Origin of the sequence: Chryseosolibacter histidinae, assembly GCF_018598225.1 — a bacterium.
GTDB lineage: Bacteria > Bacteroidota > Bacteroidia > Cytophagales > Cyclobacteriaceae > Chryseosolibacter > Chryseosolibacter histidini.
Map to the genome: position 1 here is coordinate 1 of NZ_JAHESF010000050.1, position 19955 is coordinate 19955.

The 19955-nt window shown below is 49.4% G+C and carries 15 protein-coding genes; 5 read left to right on the plus strand and 10 right to left on the minus strand.

Going from position 1 to position 19955, the window contains the following annotated elements; all coding sequences use genetic code 11:
- Positions 1–190 precede the first annotated feature (190 nt).
- Both KK083_RS28480 and KK083_RS28485 read right to left on the minus strand, forming a co-directional pair.
- The gene (locus KK083_RS28480; RefSeq protein WP_254169549.1) at positions 191–1942 is read right to left on the minus strand and encodes a serine hydrolase; all 1752 of its coding nucleotides are present in this window, start codon (positions 1940–1942) and stop codon (positions 191–193) included.
- A gap of 84 nt (positions 1943–2026) precedes the next feature.
- Positions 2027–2947, minus strand: coding sequence for a YceI family protein (locus KK083_RS28485; RefSeq protein ID WP_254169550.1), 921 nt, complete (start codon positions 2945–2947; stop codon positions 2027–2029).
- Between the two features lie 118 nt (positions 2948–3065).
- On the opposite strand from KK083_RS28485, the gene KK083_RS28490 reads away from it, so the two are divergent.
- The 4 genes from KK083_RS28490 to KK083_RS28505 all read left to right on the plus strand — a co-directional run bounded on the left by KK083_RS28490 (position 3066) and on the right by KK083_RS28505 (position 8091).
- Positions 3066–3944 carry a winged helix-turn-helix domain-containing protein gene (locus KK083_RS28490; protein WP_254169551.1) on the plus strand — a complete coding sequence of 293 codons (879 nt, stop codon included), beginning with the start codon at positions 3066–3068 and terminating at the stop codon, positions 3942–3944.
- A 269-nt stretch (positions 3945–4213) separates the two neighbouring features.
- Complete coding sequence (locus KK083_RS28495) at positions 4214–5131, plus strand: hypothetical protein (protein WP_254169552.1); 918 nt, start codon at positions 4214–4216, stop codon at positions 5129–5131.
- Between the two features lie 9 nt (positions 5132–5140).
- Entirely contained in the window at positions 5141–5920 is a 780-nt protein-coding gene (locus KK083_RS28500) for a hypothetical protein (protein WP_254169553.1), read from the plus strand.
- A complete protein-coding gene (locus tag KK083_RS28505; protein WP_254169554.1) occupies positions 5917–8091 on the plus strand; it encodes a tetratricopeptide repeat protein in 2175 nt (724 codons plus the stop codon). The genes KK083_RS28500 and KK083_RS28505 overlap by 4 nt, the downstream gene beginning before the upstream one ends.
- A gap of 178 nt (positions 8092–8269) precedes the next feature.
- On the opposite strand, the gene KK083_RS28510 is transcribed toward KK083_RS28505, so the two are convergent.
- From KK083_RS28510 to KK083_RS28535, 6 genes are all read right to left on the minus strand, one after another.
- Positions 8270–8893, minus strand: a complete 624-nt coding sequence (locus tag KK083_RS28510) for a TerD family protein (protein ID WP_254169555.1) — start codon at positions 8891–8893, stop codon at positions 8270–8272.
- A 1-nt stretch (position 8894) separates the two neighbouring features.
- The gene (locus KK083_RS28515) at positions 8895–9455 is read right to left on the minus strand and encodes a TerD family protein (RefSeq protein ID WP_254169556.1); all 561 of its coding nucleotides are present in this window, start codon (positions 9453–9455) and stop codon (positions 8895–8897) included.
- Between the two features lie 173 nt (positions 9456–9628).
- On the minus strand, positions 9629–10453 hold the full coding sequence (locus KK083_RS28520; RefSeq protein ID WP_254169557.1) for a PspA/IM30 family protein: 825 nt from the start codon (positions 10451–10453) through the stop codon (positions 9629–9631).
- 529 nt (positions 10454–10982) lie between these two features.
- A complete protein-coding gene (locus tag KK083_RS28525; RefSeq protein ID WP_254169558.1) occupies positions 10983–13376 on the minus strand; it encodes an ABC transporter permease in 2394 nt (797 codons plus the stop codon).
- A gap of 245 nt (positions 13377–13621) precedes the next feature.
- On the minus strand, positions 13622–14050 hold the full coding sequence (locus KK083_RS28530; protein WP_254169559.1) for a DUF1801 domain-containing protein: 429 nt from the start codon (positions 14048–14050) through the stop codon (positions 13622–13624).
- Between the two features lie 397 nt (positions 14051–14447).
- Positions 14448–15314, minus strand: coding sequence for a pirin family protein (locus tag KK083_RS28535; RefSeq protein WP_254169560.1), 867 nt, complete (start codon positions 15312–15314; stop codon positions 14448–14450).
- Between the two features lie 116 nt (positions 15315–15430).
- Here KK083_RS28535 and KK083_RS28540 point away from each other — a divergent pair, with 116 nt between their 5' ends.
- Entirely contained in the window at positions 15431–15832 is a 402-nt protein-coding gene (locus KK083_RS28540; RefSeq protein ID WP_254169561.1) for a winged helix-turn-helix transcriptional regulator, read from the plus strand.
- A gap of 75 nt (positions 15833–15907) precedes the next feature.
- Here the strand turns inward: KK083_RS28540 and KK083_RS28545 are convergent, their stop codons facing one another.
- Complete coding sequence (locus tag KK083_RS28545; protein WP_254169562.1) at positions 15908–18301, minus strand: ABC transporter permease; 2394 nt, start codon at positions 18299–18301, stop codon at positions 15908–15910.
- 134 nt (positions 18302–18435) lie between these two features.
- The gene (locus KK083_RS28550) at positions 18436–19953 is read right to left on the minus strand and encodes a helix-turn-helix domain-containing protein (RefSeq protein WP_254169563.1); all 1518 of its coding nucleotides are present in this window, start codon (positions 19951–19953) and stop codon (positions 18436–18438) included.
- Between the last annotated feature and the right edge of the window lie 2 nt (positions 19954–19955).

Consider the following 19955-nt stretch of genomic DNA (forward strand, 5'->3'; position numbering starts at 1 on the left):
GGGTACGGCAATACACGCGCGGCATTTAGGGCGATTTGTATTTTGGAAGTTATCAAAGTTTTCATCAAAAACCTCCAAAATCGCCGTCATGATTTTTCGCTGTAACAAACGATCACCCGGCATATCTGGTCTGTTGCTTCCCCCCTCCTGCCAATGCACGTTGCCGGTTTTTCTCCCTAAAAGTCTTTTCTCATATCACCTTTTTGAACTTCACCCTTCCAAAAAGCACCATCGTTATCGCATGCTTGTCTTTGGTATCGAATACCAATGAAGCGCCATCATCCGGATTGACAAACGCTCCTTCTCCCCCAACCGGAAGTACTTTATACCGGTAGCCCCTGTCATTGCCATACAAGATGCCTTCTGTCACATCAAATTTGATCTTCCATTCTTTGTTATCAGCATTCATGTATTCACCTTCCAAAAGTTTCAGGTATTCGATAGGAACTTTTTTGATCAGGTCATCTGTCTTTACGCCATTGTCTTTTAATATTTTGATGCCGTTTTCATTACCTGGATTTAACCTGACGGAGGTCTTGTAATTTTCGATGGCCTCTGTTTTGTTTCCAAGCGCCATCAGTGCCTCACCATAGCTGTCAAAAACATTGGCTGATTTGGGAAACGCTTGTGTATTGAGTTTAAAAATGGCTGCTGCTTCTTTCACTTTACCCGATTGCAGGAATTCGTATCCTGTCCCGTTCATTTCGTTTTCATTGAGGTAGTACCCGTCGGAATCTTTGATGCCTTTGTAATATTCAAGCGCAGCCGGAATTCCGTCTTTCTCTATCCTGTCAGCCAGTGAATAAGCAACCGATCTTTTTGGAAGGTCGTAAGTTTTGTCATAAAGAATTGCGGCGATGGCATTGGTCATTTCATTGAGAGGAGCGCCTCCCGTGTTATTCAATAACACAATGAATGATTTGTCCGAGGGGATCCGGGTGATCTGTGTGTTAAAGCCGTTTATCCCGCCTCCATGGCTAATGGTCCCTATTCGCTCCGCTGTGTTCCCCAAGGCGATCTCACCAATGCCCCAACCATAACCATAATAGCTTCCGCCTGATGGAATGTGTTTTTTAAATAACAGCTCCATATTTTCCTTCCGCAGCAGCTGATTGCCGTACAATGCCTGATCCCAGAGATACAGGTCTTCCACTGTTGAATACATGGCTCCGGCAGCGTGTGGAACTGACATGTCAATAAAACCTGCATTGAAATAATGCCTTCCATTTTTCTCATACCCATGAGCCCGGTTCTTCAGCAAAGGTTCATGATGGTCATACCCGGTATTATTCATTTTGAGCGGGCTAAGAATGTTCTCTCGCAAAACCTGCTCGTAAGATTTACCCGTTACTTTCTCAATGATGTAACCCAGTACTAAATAACCTGAATTGCTGTAGGCAAATTTTTTCCCGGGCTCGAATTGCAGCGTTGAGTCGGCAAAAGTAGTCACAAGCTGCAGGGGACTGTAAGAATTACGCATAACGTTCTTGACGAACCCCGGAAACGCGGTCATATTCGGAATTCCGGAGCTGTGCGTGAGCAGGTGATGGATCGTAATGACATCTCCGTTTTTTTTAGGGTAGTCAGGCAGATAGGTGGAAATGGGAACATCTAATTTCAATTTACCTTGTTCAACCAGTTGCATGATCAGCATGGCGGTAAATTGTTTCGTGATGGAACCTAACCTGTGTTTTGTGTCGGGCTGGTTGCGGATATCCCATTCCATATCAGCCAGTCCAAATCCCTTTTTGTAAATAACTTGACCTTTTTCAGCGACCAGCACTGAGCCATTGAATTTTCCATAGTCAGCGTATGCACTTACGAGCTTATCGAGCTTATCAGCTTTGGCTTGTCCATACGAGACATTAAAGATCCCTGTTGCGATAAAGACACCCAGGAAAACGGTGCGGATAATTGTTCTGTTAGATTTACCCATCATCATGTTAGTGTTGTTTTTGATAACGTGCCGCCTATGCTTCAGAAGAATTCTGATACCAAAAGTTATTACTTTTTTGTGGATTGCGACTTATTTTTTTGCTACGATCTTCATATCGAATTCAATGTTATCCGAAATGGCTTCGTCAGCCAGATCGGCGAAGAACTTCCCTGATCGGTAACGGACATCCCACTGGGTCCGGTCGATGCTCACTTTGCCATTTGCAGTAACAGTTCGTCCATTGACCTCTACTTTGGCTGGAAAAGTAACTTCGCGTGTGATGCCTTTAATGGTCAGGTTTCCTGTAACGTTTATATTTCCACCGTCTGCTGGCGCAACCCTGGTAATGGCGAATGTCGAGGTGGGAAATTTTTGGACATCAAAAAAATCAGGATCTTTTAGATGGTTGATAAGGTTATTATCACTCCCATGGCGCTCATCTGCAATGGTATTCATGTCCACTTCAACGGCGCCACCCACCAGCTGGCTTTTTTTAACGAGCAATTCACCTTTTGACAGCGAGACGTACCCATTATGACCACCCTTATTGGCAAATACCATGGAACATTTCCATTTTACGACACTTTCCTTTGTATCGATCACATATTTTTCATTGGCGGTATGGGCCGCGTATACGAAGCTTACCGACGCACGGTCTTCATTTTCCGGTTCTGCGGGTCCCTGGTAAGCGGAGAACAAAGGAGCAATAATGACGATTGAATAAACGAATGATATTTTTTTGAAAGATTTCATAAATAAAAATTGTTTTAACTTCACGTATCCAAACCTACGCAACCACGTTGCTGCCCATTGTAAATGAACTGTAAAAAGAAGTGTAAAATGCGTGTAAATTCTGCTTTTAAGGGCTTTTTGAATAACCGGATGGTAATGAGCTTCGGCATTGCCATAGTGATGCCCGCCATTTTTTTTATCGCCTCGTCTTTCACAGAACACCCAGACCGGGAGTTGCGGGCGAAGCAGGTGAACCTGATGATCCGTCTGATCGGCCATCGGTTGCTGCTGCAGGCCGGTGACTCAACCTCGCGTGTATTACCGGTGACCGAGCCTAAAGAAGGCACGTTTCTGCTCGAGTTCGAAAATGGATTCGTTTTTAGCCACGACTCGCTCCATGGCGCTGTCACAGAGCCTGCTTCCAAAAACACAGTTCCCTTCCGGTTACACCGTTACAGTACTTGATTGCAAGGAAGCCGATATCATCTATGGTTTCCTGGTAAGCAATACCTCACCAGACCTCCTGCCATGCAAGGGCAGACAAGAGCCCGTGGGTTGTTACATCATCGAATTTGCCTTTCCTGATTTTTATAAGAGCATAGAACAGAAGAAGACTGACATCGGCCAGCTGGCAAAAGAACCCAGGTCCGCTAACGTTGATGCTGCCGAAGCCAATCCAAAACTTGAAGCAGTCAAAGCAACAATCTTCAACGCTGACAATGAACAGCTCGCGGAAGAGGTCAAATCAACTGGTTCACAGGAAATCAATCCAAAACGTGAGGAGATCAAACCGGCAACCTCCGAATCTCCATTGATCAACCTGATTTACAGTGGCACGCTGGTGATGTTCAGTGTTACGCTGTTGATTGTACGTTTCGGGAATGTTTTTAAACCGGTGCGTGTACAGGATAAACACCCGGCTGCCATAAAAGAGTCCGTTCAGGAATTGGCCTCGCTGGGGAAATTTTTATTTGATGTGGAGGGCCAGCGTTTGTTATTAGGAAGTGAGGTGATCAGCCTCACCGACAAAGAATGCAAGGTCCTCGAACTGCTCCACAAAAGTTTCGGCGAGCTGATCCCACGCGAAACCCTGATGCAGAAAGTGTGGCTCAACGAAGGTGTCATCACCGGCCGCAGCCTCGACATGTTTGTCTCTAAGCTTCGAAAAAAATTAAGCAGCGACCCTGAGCTGAGAATAACGAATGTGCATGGTAAGGGGTACAGGCTTGAAAACTTTTTATCTTTGGAGAGCGCCAACCAACACCCTGAGATTTAAACTTTAAAGAACTTCCAGGGCAATGCCTCCGGCCCGGGCTCTACATTACAAGTCCGGCCCCGCTCCTTCCAACGCACTTCGGGCTTTCCATTTCGATCCCTATTGCTGATGATCCACCAGAACATGCAGGCGGTTGATAATTCAGAGACACAGCGCACGCCCTTGTAATCTCGATACTTTTAGCTACCTTTATTTTATGAGCCCATCCATAGACGACATCGTCTGCGGATGGGTTTTTTTGTTTTATCTCGACTTAAAAGAGAACCGTCATGCCCCCACCGAGAACCTTCAGCCTTAAAAAAGACTGGCCGCGATTGCTTTTGTTGTACATCGCCCTGGTGATTGCGAACTACTGGTTTGCAACGCACATTACCATGTCATTGATGGCGCAGCGAATTGTTCAGATTACCTCGGCGTTTTTTGCAGTGCTGGCCTTCATCGCTGGCTTTATGAACAGCCAGGAAGAAGACGACGTTGCAGCAGCCCGCCGGAATATATTTCTGTGGTGCATGGATCGCACGCGACTGATGTATCTGTACAGTGTACTGGCGGTGGTCATCCTCTTTGTTTCATCAGTTACGCTCGAACCAGAGGAAGAGGCGCGGGTGAACGTCTCTACCTCCGGCGTGATAGATGAAAACGATTACAGCGACGTTGAAAAAAGCGCTGTTGTTAGCTTTCCCAGGCTGATCTGGCCGTGGGGATCGGTTTATTATGTAAACGCCATCGGATATATGCCCGATACGGTAAGGCTTTACCCATGGAATACTACTTTCTGCACGCTTAAGCGGGAGCCAATCATTTTTGTCGGCATTCTGGCGCGGCCCGGCTTTTATAAAGATGTTAAATTTTCAATCATACGGGATGATGAACGCGTCGTGCAGGCCAATGACAAAACTTCGCTGCTCATCAGCACCAAGGAAAACAAGATGCCTACCGGCCTGGTGGAGATGATCAAAACTAAGATCATCAAAGACCTTCCGCTTCCTCCCTCGCGCCGCGACTCCATGATTGCTGTCATGCTCGACGATTGGCAGGAAGTTGTACATCACACGCCAGGCCGCCCCCTGGTAAATGGCGACCGCGTGATCGTGCATGCATTGCTCGATGAGCAATCACAGGTCCCTGATACATTGATCATCGATGGCGACAAACAATTTTATGTAACCTTTCTTCCCAAACGTTAACCTCCTCCCATGAATCGAAAAAAAATCCTTGTGCTCCTCCTGATCAGTTGTGCGTTGGCTGGACATGCAGCGGAAAAGCCTGTGATCCGATTGCAGGTACAGCTGAACGATGATGAGATCGTTAACAAGTATCGATTAAAAATGCCCATGCTGGAGATGGAACGCATTGTGGGCGATAGCATTGCAGCCTTCCTCAATGAAAGAGTATTGGTATTCCAGTTCAGCACACAAAAACCCTCGTCGCAGGTGTTGCATATCAACTTTAAAAAAACGGACAACAGCCCGCTGTATGGCATTAAGTTTCAGCTCTTACTCTCCGGCGCTGATAACGCCTCCCCTTGCCTTTGGCCTTGCGTAGACATGTTGCGCTACTCGGACTTCCTCAAAGACGAACCCACCCACTTCATTTCAACACTGATGACCGCATTCAAAAATTCTTTCAACAAAGACGAGCTTATCGAAAAACAGCTGGGGCATGTCACCATTGGCAACTTGGCCCGCCCTGACTTCAATAATCAACATTGGATCCTCAACGTCACGCACAGGGAAATGACCATCGGCGAACGAACGGAGTTCAGAGTGAAGCACGTGGACAAGGACAATAATTATGTCCTTTTCTCCTCGGAAGTCGTGTCGCGCGACCTCAGGAAGAATATTGTCCTTGACCTGATGACCGGCGACAGGAATAAATTCAATTCCAACATTTGCAAAGGCCTTGAAGGGATCCAGATAATCAAAGTATTCAAGATGACACTGCCTGAGGCAACCGATAACTACAACAACCGATGAAAAGATATCTTCTATCGCCGATGGTTGCTTTCACGCTGCTGCTAACCTGCAAACCGGCGCTGCACGGCCAGCATTCGAAAAGAAATGATTTTGACAGCACCATGAATGTCATAAAAATGAGCATTGCTAGACAGGAGTGGAAACTCGCTGAAAGCGCCATTCAAAACCTTGAACGCGCATCGTTACCCAAATCTAAGGCGCCCGAAATTCTTTTCATTCGCGGATATTTATACCAGCGTGAGGCATCGGTTGAGACCGATAGTGTAAAAGAACAGGAGCTCATGGCCCGCGCGCTCTCAACCTACCTGCGGGCCAGCGATCTTGCCCCGCGCAACGGCAGCCTCCATCAGAATATTGCCATCCTGTACGCGCAACAGAACAAAACCACCGATGCCATTGCCAGGATGCAGCTGGCGTACAGACAGGAGAAATTACCTGCGTATAGCAGTTTCCTGGGCGACTTGTATATGCAGGCAGGACAGTACGATTCCGCCCGGCGGTTCTACGAGCAGACCATTAAAGATGATCCGTTTAACGAGCCCGTTTACGACAGGCTTCAATATGTTTACCGCCGTGTTAATGTCAGCCCCGATGACGTGTTGACACTATGCAACGAAATGTGTAAAACCGGACATACCCGGGTTGCAGCTACGATGATGGCAGATCTGGTCAGGCGAAATTATAAGGATGAAGCACAACAGAAACAGGTTGAGCGCGCATTCGTCTGGTGGGTTAACTTGCTGGGAAGACGACAGGCCGCGAACAAACACTTCACAAAGGTCTTCGACATCCCTTGGGATCACCCAGCCTATCAGGAGCTATTGGAAGTATGGAGAAATCCAGAGCGCTATCCTCGCATGGACTGGTGGCTCCGTGACGTGCCGTTGAAGCTCTCGAACGATCTTACCGTCATACCGATAGAAGTATTCGTCGGCGCCCTCCAGGAACTGGGCGGTCAGCTGATCGAGAAAGACAGCATTGCGGTGGGCGTTGACGTATACCTGCGTGCATTCGAGATCATCGCCGGGCGAAATGAAGACGCAGTATCGACAAATCGCGAATCGCCGGATATCTTCTTTGAGGCCGCCAACAACCTCGGTGTGGCATATGCGAGATACCCCTCGATTGATCCCGGTGGAATTCGATTCAATTCATTGGCGAACAGATTACTCTTCGGCAAAGGCGAAGCCTACCGTAGCAACAATAGAAAAGCGATAGCAAAATTCCATACAACTCTCGGCGTGATCTATGCTACCAAAAAGGAATGGGACCAGCCAAACCCGGCCAATGGCATTTTTCAACTCGAGAGAGCCATTGCCTGTGCGCCGGAAACGCAAAATACGGCATCGCTTAAAGTGTTACTGGCAGGTGGGTATCTGAAAAAGCAAAACTTCGATGCTGCGCGCAATATGCTGCTATTGGCGGCAGGCGACTTCTTAAATGACGATAACCTGTCCACTGCATCGCATGCGCTTGCCCGGTACGATTCTATCCAGGGCGATAAGCATGCGGCGGGCTTTCGCGACCTCAGCAAGATCATCGCATTCCGGAACCAGATACCGCGCCTGACAAGTGCTTCTTTTCAGGATGTAGATAAGTTGAACGACGCCATCGATAGCCTCACACAGGGCAGCGCACTCCCGGCGAACTTTTACAAAATACAACGCTTCAAAATATTATCCGATTGTGGAACGCGTGCCATTAAGGTTGACGACAGTGATGCGGCCACAGTGCTGCACATCAAAGCGCTGAAACAAGCCAGCGAGGTGGACAACATGGGAAATTTGAATGACTTCAACAGGCTGAACCAACAGCAAAAGACAATCAAAGAGTCTATACCATTTGAGGGCAGGTCAAGACCAGAGACCATTAAAAGATCGCAAAGCAGCTTGCAAGGCGTTAAAACGTGGCAGGCACCGGCGCCCGGCAATGACCGTGGCGAGCAGCTCCAAATGAAAACGGATGTGCTGGTGGCAGCGCAGGTGGCGGATGTTATCAATGAACAGGCAGCAACGTCTCCCGAACAAAAACCTCAGGTGGTCATCAATCAAACTGAGAACACCGTAGAGATTCGTCACAATGCAACACCCGGCAAAACACTCAAGCGCGAACTCGAAAAGCCGGTTAAAAAAACGGGCATGGACATCCAATATAAACGGACACCTCACTGAGCCAGGCTATTGTGCTACTCCTCCTTTCCCTGGCGGTCATTCCACTTGACTATGACTTGCACCAAATCAACAAGGCTGCCCCGACCTGGGGCAGCCTGTTTTCGCTCGCCTCGCCGTTGTCAGTGTCCTCGCCGTTGTTGGTCTTCACCAACAAACCACCAACCACCGGGCTCACCCACTAAACATACGCCGCGCTGATATCCCGGATACACTCCGGAATGTTCCGCGCACGGATCGGCTCACCAACCGACCTGAAGTCCCACCCCGAATTGGTGCGTACAAGCTTTCCGAGCACCATCGACACATACCCTTTAAAGGTCTTGTCGGTAGCCACGTTGAACGTTGCCAGCTCTTCGAGGTCGTTGGGATTCGTGGAGTCGATGATCCGGATCTTGGCATACGGGATCGTCTCGAAGGCCTGCTGCTCGAAAGAATTCAGGTAAAACACCACCTGATCTACTTCGGGATTCAGTGTGCGCAGGTTTACATGAATGGTCTCGTTATCGCTGCCATCATCCCCGTACCGGTCTCCCACCCTGTCGTCGCCTGAATGCCGTACGGCACCATCCGTTGAACGCAACTTTTTATAGTACACGTTGTCGATCACACGTTTGCCGCTGACCATGGCCACCGAGCTGTCGAGGTCTACCGCCGTATTGCTGAAGGTAATTCCCCAGAGCTGATGCCTGATCGTGCCCCAGTTGATGCCCACCATCACCTGCGACAGCACGCGCCCTTTTTTCTCCAGCGAAATGCTTGAGCCCTTCGCGAGATTGATACCACTTTTTTTGATCAGGTTCATATTATACATATCTGTCTACAAGACCTTGAATACCTACGTTACTTCCTTCACCGATGGCAACGAACTCCCAGTTCGCGGCATCGGACCTACGCAATTTTCCGAACAGCACCTCCGTGGCATACGAAGCATCCGCGTCCAGGTCGTACACGGCGATCTCTTCTTTCTTCTCCACATCCACGATACGGATATACGCGTCCTTCAGCTTACCGAAGTTGTGCGCACGTGCCGTGGCTTCGTGAACCGTAACATACACCAGCACCTCCTGCGCTTCGGGCTGGATCTGCTTCAGGTTCGCCAGGATCAGCTCGTCATCGCCTTCACCCACACCGGTACGGTTGTCACCCTGGTGTGCGATACCGCCATCGGGTGTGCGCAGGTTGTTGTAGAAGATGAAGTGCTGCTCTGACAATAACTTACCATTGGCGCCCAGCACGAACATCGAGGCATCCAGGTCGAGCGACTGCGTCATCAGCTCCCATCCCAGACCGATGTAGATCTTCGACAATTTCGGGTTTGCTTTTGTCAGGTTGATAGAACCACCTTTTTTTAAATTGATAGACATAGTTGTTTGGTTATATTCGGTTATAAATTGTTTCACTTTGATTATACATGATTAACATGATTTACAGGGATTAAAGGCAGATCGTCGAGCCGTCTGTTTCATTCTGAGATCCTCGGATGAATTTGAAAATCATGTTCATCTGAGATACTTTAATCCTGGTCAGTTAATCCTGATCACTTACCATCGAAGAAATGTTTCAGTTTTTCGTCCTTCGGTGGTGCGATCTGTTTTTGTTCCTGCGCCGGTTTTACCGGTGTTGCTTGTGTGTCGAGTTTGATCTTCACCTGTTGCAGCTTCCGTTCTTCCAGTGCTTCTTTTTTCTTTTGTTCTTCCGTTGTCATTTCAAGCTTTAAGGTTTCCAGCTCGTGAGAGACGTTGATCGTAGACTCGAGTTGTTCAAACTCGCGCTCCAGCTGCTTCTGCGAGAACAGCGACTCCTGTAATGCTTCACTCTGGTCTGCCATCTCGTTGATCTTGTCTTCATATCGCTGAAAGTTCGACAACGCACTCGTGCCGATGCCCTGGAGCTGCTTCGCGATCTTTCCCTGCGCCTCCGCATTTTTCGCTTTGGCCTCGAGAATGGTCTGCTTCGAGCGCATCTCTTTGAGCTTGGTCTGCAACGAATCGAGATTTTGCCTCAGCACTTTGATGTCGCTCTCCGACTTCTGGAAGATTGCCGAATACTCCAGCACTTTCCGGTCTTCGTTCGACTTCTCCGTCAGCGCCTTCTTCGCCATCGCTTCATTTGCCTGGCCGAGTGCCATCTTCGCTTTTTGTTTCCAGCTTTCCGACGCAAGCGTTGCCTGCTGCAGCTCCCGGTCCCACTTCTTATGGTTGGCAAGCGCGATGGAGAAAGCTTCCGTTGCATCGTTGATCGCTTTCTCAAGCTCGGCAACAGCAAGCTTCGACATGTCGACAGGATTCTCCAGCCGGTCTACCGCCTTGTGTGCTTTTGCTTTAAAAATGTTTGAAAGCCGTTGTAGGATTTGTGACCACATAGGGTTGTTAGTTTTGGTTTGTTTACGGGGTGCCTTAAGGTCAATTCCAGCGCCAAATGCCCTTGCGGGCCTGAAAAGGGCGTTGCGGGATTGCGGTTTAGCTAATTCTGGAATCCCATGTACCAAAAATTGGAAAAAATGACTTTTTGAAGCCACAATCAAAAGGCATTCCATTCCCACGCTAAAAAATAGCCTTTTTCAGCAGATCAGGGTTTCAATAATAAATGTAAGTTCTGTTGGTTACGGGTAGGTTTCTGGAGGTATGGAGCCCCCTTGAATAGTAGGCAGTAGGAAAATAGGGCAATAGGCAACCGTTCGAAACACGGGCCTGGTTAAAACACCGAATGTCGAACTACGAAGGAGCACTCACCCACTTCGACATTCGACATTCCTTGTTCAATCGATATTCAAAAAAATTCGGAGCCTCTAGCCTCTCCTTAGCGCGGAAGTTTCTTCCGTGCGCCTTTCAAAACCTTGTTCGATAGCAAAGTCTCTCCTGGGAACTTAGTTCCCACCCCCAACCCCTTTCTCATTCCGATCTCAACGAGTTCACCGGATTTATCGAGGCCGCTTTAAATGCCCGTAACCCAACCGTTGCCATGGCAATAAAGAAAGTGATGGCCAAAGAGGCCAGGAAGATCAATGGCCCAAGGTGGATCCGGTAAGCAAATTCCTGCAGGATCTTATCAAGGAAGAAAACACTGATGGGAACGGCCAGCACAAACCCTATGGTGATAAGTTTTGCGAATTCGCCTGAAAAGAGGACAATGATGTTGTTGACCGATGCGCCCAGTACTTTGCGGATACCGATCTCTTTGGATCGCTGATTGGCCATGAAGGAAACAAGTCCGAACAGCCCCAGGCATCCGATAAAAACTGCAATGAACGCGAACGTTGTGATGAGCGTGCTCATTTTACGCTCTCCCCTGTAGAGGTGGCTGATCTGCTGGTCGAGAAAATCATATTTAAACATATGCTCCGGGTAGGCAGCCTCCCATAGCTTCTGTATGGCAAGGATCGATCCCTGCATGTTAACGGGCTTTAGCCTGATGGATAAGTTCGTATAACTTTTCTTGTCGTTGACCATGATCACGGGCTCCATGGGTTTGGTCAGCGACCGCGTATTGTAGTCTTTCACCACACCTTTCACGGGAATCTGCTTTCCCCAGAAGTCGATCATCTTGCCGATAATGGCTTCGTTGCTTTCGTACCCCGCCGTTTTTACAAGTTTTTCGTTGACCACAAAACCCGTCATGGTGTCCAGGTCGCTAAGAGGCTCTCCGCTGAGTAGCTCGATGTCGAACAAAGAAATATAGTCGCCATCAACAAGTTTTACCTGCGTGCTCAGTTCTTCATTTTTTTCCAGGAGCTTGAACCCTGTGCTCATCACCCCCGCTGATGATGGCGGACTGCTATTAAGGCTGGCTTCTTCAACACCTTCGAGCCTGAGGATCTCATTTTTCAATGCGCGCATGCGGCTCACTGGCGAAAGCCCTTCCCGCACAGGGATCGGCACGGAAATGATGGCGTCTTGCCGGAAGCCGAGATACTGTTCTTCCATAAAATCCATCTGCCTTACCAGCACGATGGCGCCGATGATGAATAACTGAGAGATGAAGAATTGTGTTGCCACCATACCGCGCCGGAGGCTGAACCGCGAATGGCCTGTTATGCGGAGTTGTCCTTTGAGTACCTGTACAGGCTTGAAGCGCGCTGTCACGATGGCAGGGTACAGCCCGGACAGGATCGATACCAGTACCATGAGCACGATTAAGAACAGCCACAGACGAGAATCGTTCAAGTCGAGGCTGAGGGATATATCCAGGAACGAATTGACAGAACGCAGCGCGAGCTCGGTGATACACAGCGAGATCAACATAGCGATGAAGGTAATAATGAACGTCTCGCCTACAAATTTTATGATCAGCTGCAGCTGTGAGCTCCCCAGCACTTTGCGCACCCCGACTTCTTTTGTTCGCTTCATGGCCTCGGCTGTAGTAAGATTGATGAAATTGATACAGGCCATGATCAGCAGAAAAACGCCGATGACCGTGAGGGTGATCTTGGCCTCCGGTGGCATCTTCTTATTGTAGTTGCCAAATCGTGTATCGGTGTGAACATCTTTCAGCGGTTGTAGTATATAAGTTTTTTCCGCGGCGTTGTCGTCGTCTCCCAGGTACTTCTTTCTAAATGAAGCAACGTGTGACCTCATGTTGTCGATGGATTCACCTTCTCTCAGCAGGAAATAGCAGTTATCGGCATCAGAAACATTGCCCCATCCCTTTTCATCAAAGGCTTTTTTTACGGTGCTGTAAGAAAGCATCAGATCAAAGGGTAGATCGGTAGTTGACGGATAGTCGTCCATTACCGCCGTGATCCTGTAATCGTTGTCTTCGTAACGCACCAGCTCACCTACAGCGTCTACTTTACCAAAATAACGGAGTGCCCATTTCCTGGATATGATGGCTTCGTTGGGATCGTCCAGTCTCTTCAGCGCATCGCCGATGATCATGTTGCGATCGAAGATCTTGAAGAAAGCCGGAGTGGTGATGACAAGCCCGGTTGGCTCCTCGAATTTTTTGAAAGTACCATCGGTTTGTTCAATCGCAATGATGCTGTTTCGCCGGTATGAAGTGAACACCACCTCTTCTGCCTCACGGAAGTCATTCTTGAAAGCTTCAGGAAGTGCCGGAGGTATGCCTTGTGTAAAAGTGTCTCTGCCATTATCCTTCGATTTTGAAACCACACGAAAGATCCGTTCGTAGTGGGTGTGATATTTATCGTAGCTCGCGCCATCTTTCAATATCAGAAAAAGTATGAGGCACGATGTTATGCCGAGGCTTAACCCGGCGATGTTGATCAAACTGCTCGCTTTTTCCTTTAAAAGATTACGGATGGCGGTCTTGAAGTAATTTTTCAGCATGGCTATTTGTTAAAGCCCGACCATTTGCCAAAATGGTGCCAACCCCCGGATCGTATGATTTTCAGCATAATACAGTAAAGCCTTGTACTATTAGCGATACACGCCATGTATCATAAACGAACAAAGGCACAACGCCTGACCCTCCGCTAGCGCGGAAGTTTCTTCCGTGCGCCCTTAAAACTTTCGTTCGATAGCAAGATCTCCCTTGGGAACTTGTTCCCACACCCAAACGTCTGGCGCGCTACCTATTTCTTCTTCTTCTTTTTAGCAAACTGCTCATCTATCATCGCAGCTTCGAACAGCAGCGCCCGCACCTGGGCTTCATCGATATCCTTAAGCTTTTTAAAGTACATCACATAGACCTGCTTACGCCCTTCGGCTAACAACACGCCATCTTCGTTCGACATCAAATTCCCCTGGTTAAAACCGAGCGACACTCCTTTTGACTTGTGCTTTTCATAGGAAGCGGCTGATTCCCACGACACCGATGGAGGCCAGATGAAACAGATCAACCGGTTCCTTGTATAAAAGGGTATAGACCAATCGTAGTATGCCTTCTCCGTTGCCTGCGGAATGCACTCCATAACAAGGGCACGCAATCTTTTCACCAGCACCTGCTCGTCGCGGGGAAGGTTAGCGATCATTTGCTCGATATCAGCTGTTTGTCCTGGCATTGTACTTCAGATCTTTTGTCTCTCTTCTTTTATTGTCTCACGGATTCTGGACGAAGATAGAAAAATATCAGCAGTCTGAAGACGACTCCACCGCCGGCGCCGAAGCACTCCCTGGCGCGGAAGTTTCTTCGCACACACTAGCGCGGAAGTTTCTTCTGTGCGCCTTCCAAAACCTGGTTCGATAGCAAAATCTCCCTTGGGAACTTAGTTCCCCCACCATAACTAAAGCCAATGTCGAATGCCGAAGCAGATCCACTTCGGCATTCGACATTCCTTGTTCAATATTCGATATTCAAAATTCGGACCGCCCCTGGCGCGGAAGTTTCTTCCGTGCGCTCTAAAAACCTTGTTCGTAGCAAAGCCTCCCTTGGGAACTTAGTTCCCACACCCGAACACCTTAATACGAAAACTGCTGTTCTTCCGGAACATCATGGATATGTCCCATCCTTCCTGAACGGTAATCCGCATAAAGTTGCCGGATGTCTTCCATCGTATCGGCAATGAATGGTCCGTGAGAAACGATCTCGTGATGCTGTGGCTCCGCTGCGTAGATCACAAGACGTGCGCCGTCTTTTCCTGCAGTGATGTTCAGCTCGCTTTCGCCGGGAAGGGCACTGCGGTCAAGCCATCCCACCTGATCGCCTGTTAATAGATAATTCCCCGATCCCGTTTCAGCGGCGCCTTCGATCACATAGATAAAGGTGCTGAAATTGGCGGGAAGAACCGATTCAAGCTTCGCGTACGGGTCCAGTTTCAGCTCGACGAGTATCAGCGGTGTATGATTCTTCAGCGGTGACGTAAGGCCTGCGAAAGCCCCGCTGTAAACTTTTACGGCTACTCCATCTTCAGATCTAAAAGGAACATGCGCTGCGCTCAGGCGTTGTACGCGCGGTTGTGCCTTCCTTTCAAGTTTGGGAAGGTTTAACCAAAGCTGGAGGATGTGCATCGTAGCTGGTTTCGAGATGGTCTCGGTATGCACAATGCCACTTCCGGCAGTCATCATCTCCAGGTCACCGGATCTCAGCGCGTGTTCACCTTCTCCGATCTCGCCGGCGAGAACGAGCGTTACCGTCTCGAAGCCTGCATGCGGGTGCGGACCTCCCACGGGTGTGTGGTCTGTTTTTTCCAGCCGGTCATCCATGAGCATGATGAACGGGTCGCTCTGATCGAAGTCCACAGCAACAACCGGTCGCGCGGTGTGCCCTTTCCCTAAAAATCCGGGCTGCGCATGGGGTGTATAGACGGTGGTTAGTTTCCTTTTCATATTTATAGTTTGTTTTTCCTACTTAACAACAAAACACTGTATTTTTGCTTACCAAAAGTAAGCGCTTTACTAAAGGTAAGTAGTTACCTTTTTGTAAGTGGGTGGAATGATCTTATATGGCAAAGGAAAAACAGGATCCGGCTTTGAATGATGTTGAATGCCAGTCACAACTGGGGGCTATCGGCGATGCCCTGTATGCCATTGGCGGAAAGTGGAAGCTTCGCATCTTCGTTGCGCTCATGCACGGCAAGGGCCGGTTTAATGAGCTGCAGCGAACCATCGATGGCATCTCATCGAAAGTGCTGTCAGCAGAACTAAAGGAACTCGAGTTGAATGGGTTCGTCAAAAGGCGGGTGTTCACCGGAAAGCCGATCGTGATCGAATACGAGCTGACCGACTACGCCCTCACCGTGCGCCCCATCCTCGACGCACTAGCAGAATGGGGTGGCATGCACCGCCGAAAGATCCGGCAAAGCATGAAGCAAGACTTCGAAGCCAGCAAAATAAGTAGGCAGTAGGCAAATGGACAGTAGGCAAGATGCAGATACCGAAATCGTACCTCGTAAATCGTACCTCGTACCTAAGCCTAAATGCTATTCCGACCTCAGACTCTTCACTGGGTTTGCCATCGCTGCTTTTATCGACTGATAGCTCACCGTCAGCAACGTGATCACCAGCGCTCCAATGCCAGCAGCGGCGAAGATCCACCAGGCCATGGTGCTCCGGTATTGATATTTCTGAAGCCAGTTGTTCATGAGGTACCACGCCATGGGCATCGCCAGCAGCAACGAGAGCGCCACCAGCCGCATGAAATCTTTCGAGAGCATACCCCAGAGGTTTACCACGCTGGCGCCCATTACTTTGCGCACGCCGATCTCTTTGGTGCGTTGTTCTGCTATAAAACTGGCCAGCCCCGAAATGCCCAGGCAGCTGATGAAGATGGCCAGCACGGCAAAGAAGCTGGCGAGCTTACCGATCCGTTCTTCGTCGCTGAACTTGCGCGCATATTCCACGTCTACAAATTCATGGGTGAAGGGCGATGCGGGACTGTGTTTATTGAATACCGTTCTGATCTTGTCAATCGCCTCGTGTGCGCTCATGTCGGGATTGAGCTTTAACAGGGCGATGTTGATGTTGTCGTAACGGTCGATGTGCCAGAGTGAAGGTCGCACGGGCTCATAGGGCGACTCGATGATCATGTCTTTGATCACGCCAACGATGGTATAAGGCCTCTCGTTCCAGGTCAGTATCTCCCCTACAGCATTGTCAAACCCCAGGAATTTTTCAGCGGCTTCGTTGATCACAAACGCGTTCGAGTCGCTGGCAAACTCGCGTGAGAAATCGCGGCCGTCCTTAAATTGCCAGCCTACCGTTTTGCCGAACTCGTGGCTTACGCCGTTGTTGGGAAAATCGACAGCCAGTGCCGGATCTTTACCTTTCCAGGTGAAGCCACCGTTGCTGTTCCATACTTGTGTCGGAGGACTGCCAGCTTCGGCCATCTCTGTGATGGCGCGTTGTGATTTCAGCTCATTGCGTACAGCGTCGAAGTGTTTGTGGATGTCGTTTGTTTGTAAATATACATTGATCAGTCCATTGCGGTCGTAGCCGATGGGCCTGTCTTTGGCGAACTCGATCTGGCGGAATACCACGATGGTGCCGATGATGAGCGTTACAGAAACAGTGAATTGTAATACCACCAGCACCTGTCTGGGAATAGAAGCAAATCTGCCTACACGGAACGTTCCTTTCAATACTTTCACGGGCTGGAACGAAGACAGGTAGAGCGCGGGATAGCTGCCCGCCACAAGACCTGTGATGAGGCTGAATCCGATGCCGATGAGCCAGAACCGCGGACTGCTCCACAACAAGGTAAGTCGTTTATCCGCTACCTGGTTGAATTGCGGCAACGCCAGGTATACCAGTCCGATGGCCACCACGAAAGCCAGCAACGCCACCACGATAGATTCACAGAAGAACTGGTTGACGAGTTGGGATCTCATCGAGCCGACCGACTTGCGGATACCTACTTCCTTGGCGCGTTTCTCGGAGCGGGCTGTGCTCAGGTTCATAAAGTTGATACACGCCAGCAGCAACACAAAAACGCCGATGATGCCGAACATCCAAACGAATTCGATGCGGCCGCCCACATTCTTGCCTTCCTTGAACTCGGAATACAGGTGCCATTTGCTCATGGGCAAAAGGAACACCTCCGGTTTGTACTTGCGGTCGTTGTCCGTGCGAAGCCTGTTATATTTTACGTTGATGATCTTGGCTGAAACCTGGTCGAAGTCCGCGTTATCGGCCAGCTGCGCCCATGTTTGGGTGAAGTTGCTGTCCCACGGATCGTCCATGGTCTTGATCCATTCGTTTTCGATGATATAGAGCGACCACGGCATAATGAAGGTCATCTCCCGGAATTTGGAGCTGTGCGGCATGTCTTCATAGACACCTGTCACTTTCACGTCGTGTTTGTTGTTCACGCGCATCATCTGGCCCATGGGATCGGCATCGCCAAAGAAGGTTTTTGCCACGGTCTCAGAGAGTATGATGGAGTACGGATCTTTCAACGCGAGCTCCGGATCACCTTTCAGCAGGTTGATCGAAAACATATCGATCACCGGTGGCTCCCAGTACATACCTGCTTTGTTGAACTTCTTATCGCCCACCGCAAGGATGCGCCCGAAGTTCCAGGTCGACTGAATGACATATTTAAAATCGCTGCCGAAATTATTGCGGATCTCCTCGGCCATCACGTAAGGGTTGGACACCTGCGATTGTTTTACGCCATTATAGATGTTATGCTGCCACACCTGCGCAAGCCGATCGTAGTTCTTATGGTAGCGGTTGTACGTCAGCTCATCCCAGATCCACAACCCGATCAGCAAGGCCACGGCCATACCCGTAGCAAGACCGGCAATGTTGATAAACGTGTAGCCCTTATTCTTGATAAGGTTCCGGACGGCGATCTTGAAGTAGTTGCGGAGCATAAAGAGACAAAATTTTGAACTAGACGAAAGGGATACTCAGTAAAGTTACAAAGGTTACAATCACGAGGGACCCCGGAAAGGCCAATCAATAGGCGCAGTAACTGGTAACTGGCAACTGGCTAACCGTCAACCGGTCACCTATCCGACAGCGCCTTCAAAGCCGTTTTCATCACGGCGATCCGCTGACCTTTTTGCAACACCTCCGCTTCTGCCGCGCGTTCTGCACAGTCGGCCGCCGGACATCGCTGGCACGTCTCTCCCACCATACGAATGGGAATGGTTGGGTCATTCCAGAACATCACCTTCTTCCGGAGCTGATTGGTGAGCAACAGCCCTACCGAGATGCTGTGGTTGATATTGGTGCCTTCCATCGCGGGTTTTGCCAGGCTGAGGATCAGGTACTCTTTTTCGTTGCCAAAATACCGCGACCGCTGCGCCATGCACAACGGTTTTGAATAGATCCCTTTTTTCAATTGCACCGAAAGACTGCGGAGAATATTGATGGAGATCCACCGGCGGCAGTAATGTTCCTGCATCATGTTAGCATGGGGGTTGTGCAGTCCTGCGAGGTGCATCTCCTTGGTCAGCTCGAACTCTTCACTGCCATTGCGGTTGCTGAAGCGTAAAAAGAACAGCTCCTGGATGCCAAAATATCGCGGTAGCAGGTTGGTAAGGCGATGTGCAAGGATCTCGGGCGATACCTTGAAGTCTTCCATCAGTTGGATGATGTCACGGCTGTTGAATTCGGGGCTGGCAAAGATCACCTCGAGCCGCTTCACCAGCGATTCCCGGGGCAGCAGCAACGCGCAGGAAAAATAAGAAGCTTTGAAGTTGTTGAGCACCTGCTCGAAGGAGTCGAACTCCACCCACGATGTTGTATTCGGTCGCTCCGTGATGCCAAGGAATTGAAAGCCGATCTCGCGTCCGAGGATGAACGCTTTCTGAATGCGGTTGAGATTTTTGTTCAGCAGCAGTTTGGGACGTTTTCCCGGAAGCAGCACAGACCTGAGTTCCTGGAGCTCGGGCTGGTTAGACAGGCCATCTTCTTCAACCCGGTATTGATAATTCTTTTCCAGCACGGCGCGGAGTTGCTCCCACTCAATTGCCTGATGGACATCCAGGCTGTTTTGCGACATAAAGTTGTCGACTGCTGTCTCGATCTCCTCGAAATAGTTTTCGTGCATCTCCTGGTAAGAGCGAAGGGCGGAAAAGTAGATGTTTTCAACTCTCATTCCGTAGTTACGACTGATCTCGATCAGGGTATTGAGAAATGCATTGAGCTTGACAGGCACACGGGCCAGCAGGTCAAGCAATTGCGCCTTGTCGATACCGAACACATCGAGCAGCAGCTCTTTCATGATGCGCGATTGAAGCACTTCGGCAACCGGCGCCAGCTTTTTGTTCGTCTTCAATGACACCAGCCAGTCGTAGCTCACCTCCAGCGTATTGGCCAGCACGGCAATCTTGTCTGCCTTGGGAAGTTTTTTTCCTTTCTCGATCTCGTTCAGGTAAGAGATCGAGATACCCGTAGCCTGCGCAAGCTCCGCCAGCGACATCCCTTTTTCAGTACGAAGCTGCTTGAGCTTGAGACCCATGATGAGCTTGAGGTGGGATTCGTCTACGGTAGCAGGTGACTTCTTTTTGGGTTCCATAA

Coding starts and splice junctions, on each gene's coding strand:
- KK083_RS28515 (WP_254169556.1), bottom strand. CDS start 9,455: ATGTCTATCAATTTAAAAAAAGGTGGTTCTATCAACCTGACAAAAGCA.
- KK083_RS28520 (WP_254169557.1), bottom strand. CDS start 10,453: ATGTGGTCACAAATCCTACAACGGCTTTCAAACATTTTTAAAGCAAAA.
- KK083_RS28480 (WP_254169549.1), bottom strand. CDS start 1,942: ATGATGATGGGTAAATCTAACAGAACAATTATCCGCACCGTTTTCCTG.
- KK083_RS28500 (WP_254169553.1), top strand. CDS start 5,141: ATGAATCGAAAAAAAATCCTTGTGCTCCTCCTGATCAGTTGTGCGTTG.
- KK083_RS28540 (WP_254169561.1), top strand. CDS start 15,431: ATGGCAAAGGAAAAACAGGATCCGGCTTTGAATGATGTTGAATGCCAG.
- KK083_RS28490 (WP_254169551.1), top strand. CDS start 3,066: ATGGCGCTGTCACAGAGCCTGCTTCCAAAAACACAGTTCCCTTCCGGT.
- KK083_RS28525 (WP_254169558.1), bottom strand. CDS start 13,376: ATGCTGAAAAATTACTTCAAGACCGCCATCCGTAATCTTTTAAAGGAA.
- KK083_RS28495 (WP_254169552.1), top strand. CDS start 4,214: ATGCCCCCACCGAGAACCTTCAGCCTTAAAAAAGACTGGCCGCGATTG.
- KK083_RS28485 (WP_254169550.1), bottom strand. CDS start 2,947: ATGGCCGATCAGACGGATCATCAGGTTCACCTGCTTCGCCCGCAACTC.
- KK083_RS28545 (WP_254169562.1), bottom strand. CDS start 18,301: ATGCTCCGCAACTACTTCAAGATCGCCGTCCGGAACCTTATCAAGAAT.
- KK083_RS28550 (WP_254169563.1), bottom strand. CDS start 19,953: ATGGAACCCAAAAAGAAGTCACCTGCTACCGTAGACGAATCCCACCTC.
- KK083_RS28505 (WP_254169554.1), top strand. CDS start 5,917: ATGAAAAGATATCTTCTATCGCCGATGGTTGCTTTCACGCTGCTGCTA.
- KK083_RS28530 (WP_254169559.1), bottom strand. CDS start 14,050: ATGCCAGGACAAACAGCTGATATCGAGCAAATGATCGCTAACCTTCCC.
- KK083_RS28510 (WP_254169555.1), bottom strand. CDS start 8,893: ATGAACCTGATCAAAAAAAGTGGTATCAATCTCGCGAAGGGCTCAAGC.
- KK083_RS28535 (WP_254169560.1), bottom strand. CDS start 15,314: ATGAAAAGGAAACTAACCACCGTCTATACACCCCATGCGCAGCCCGGA.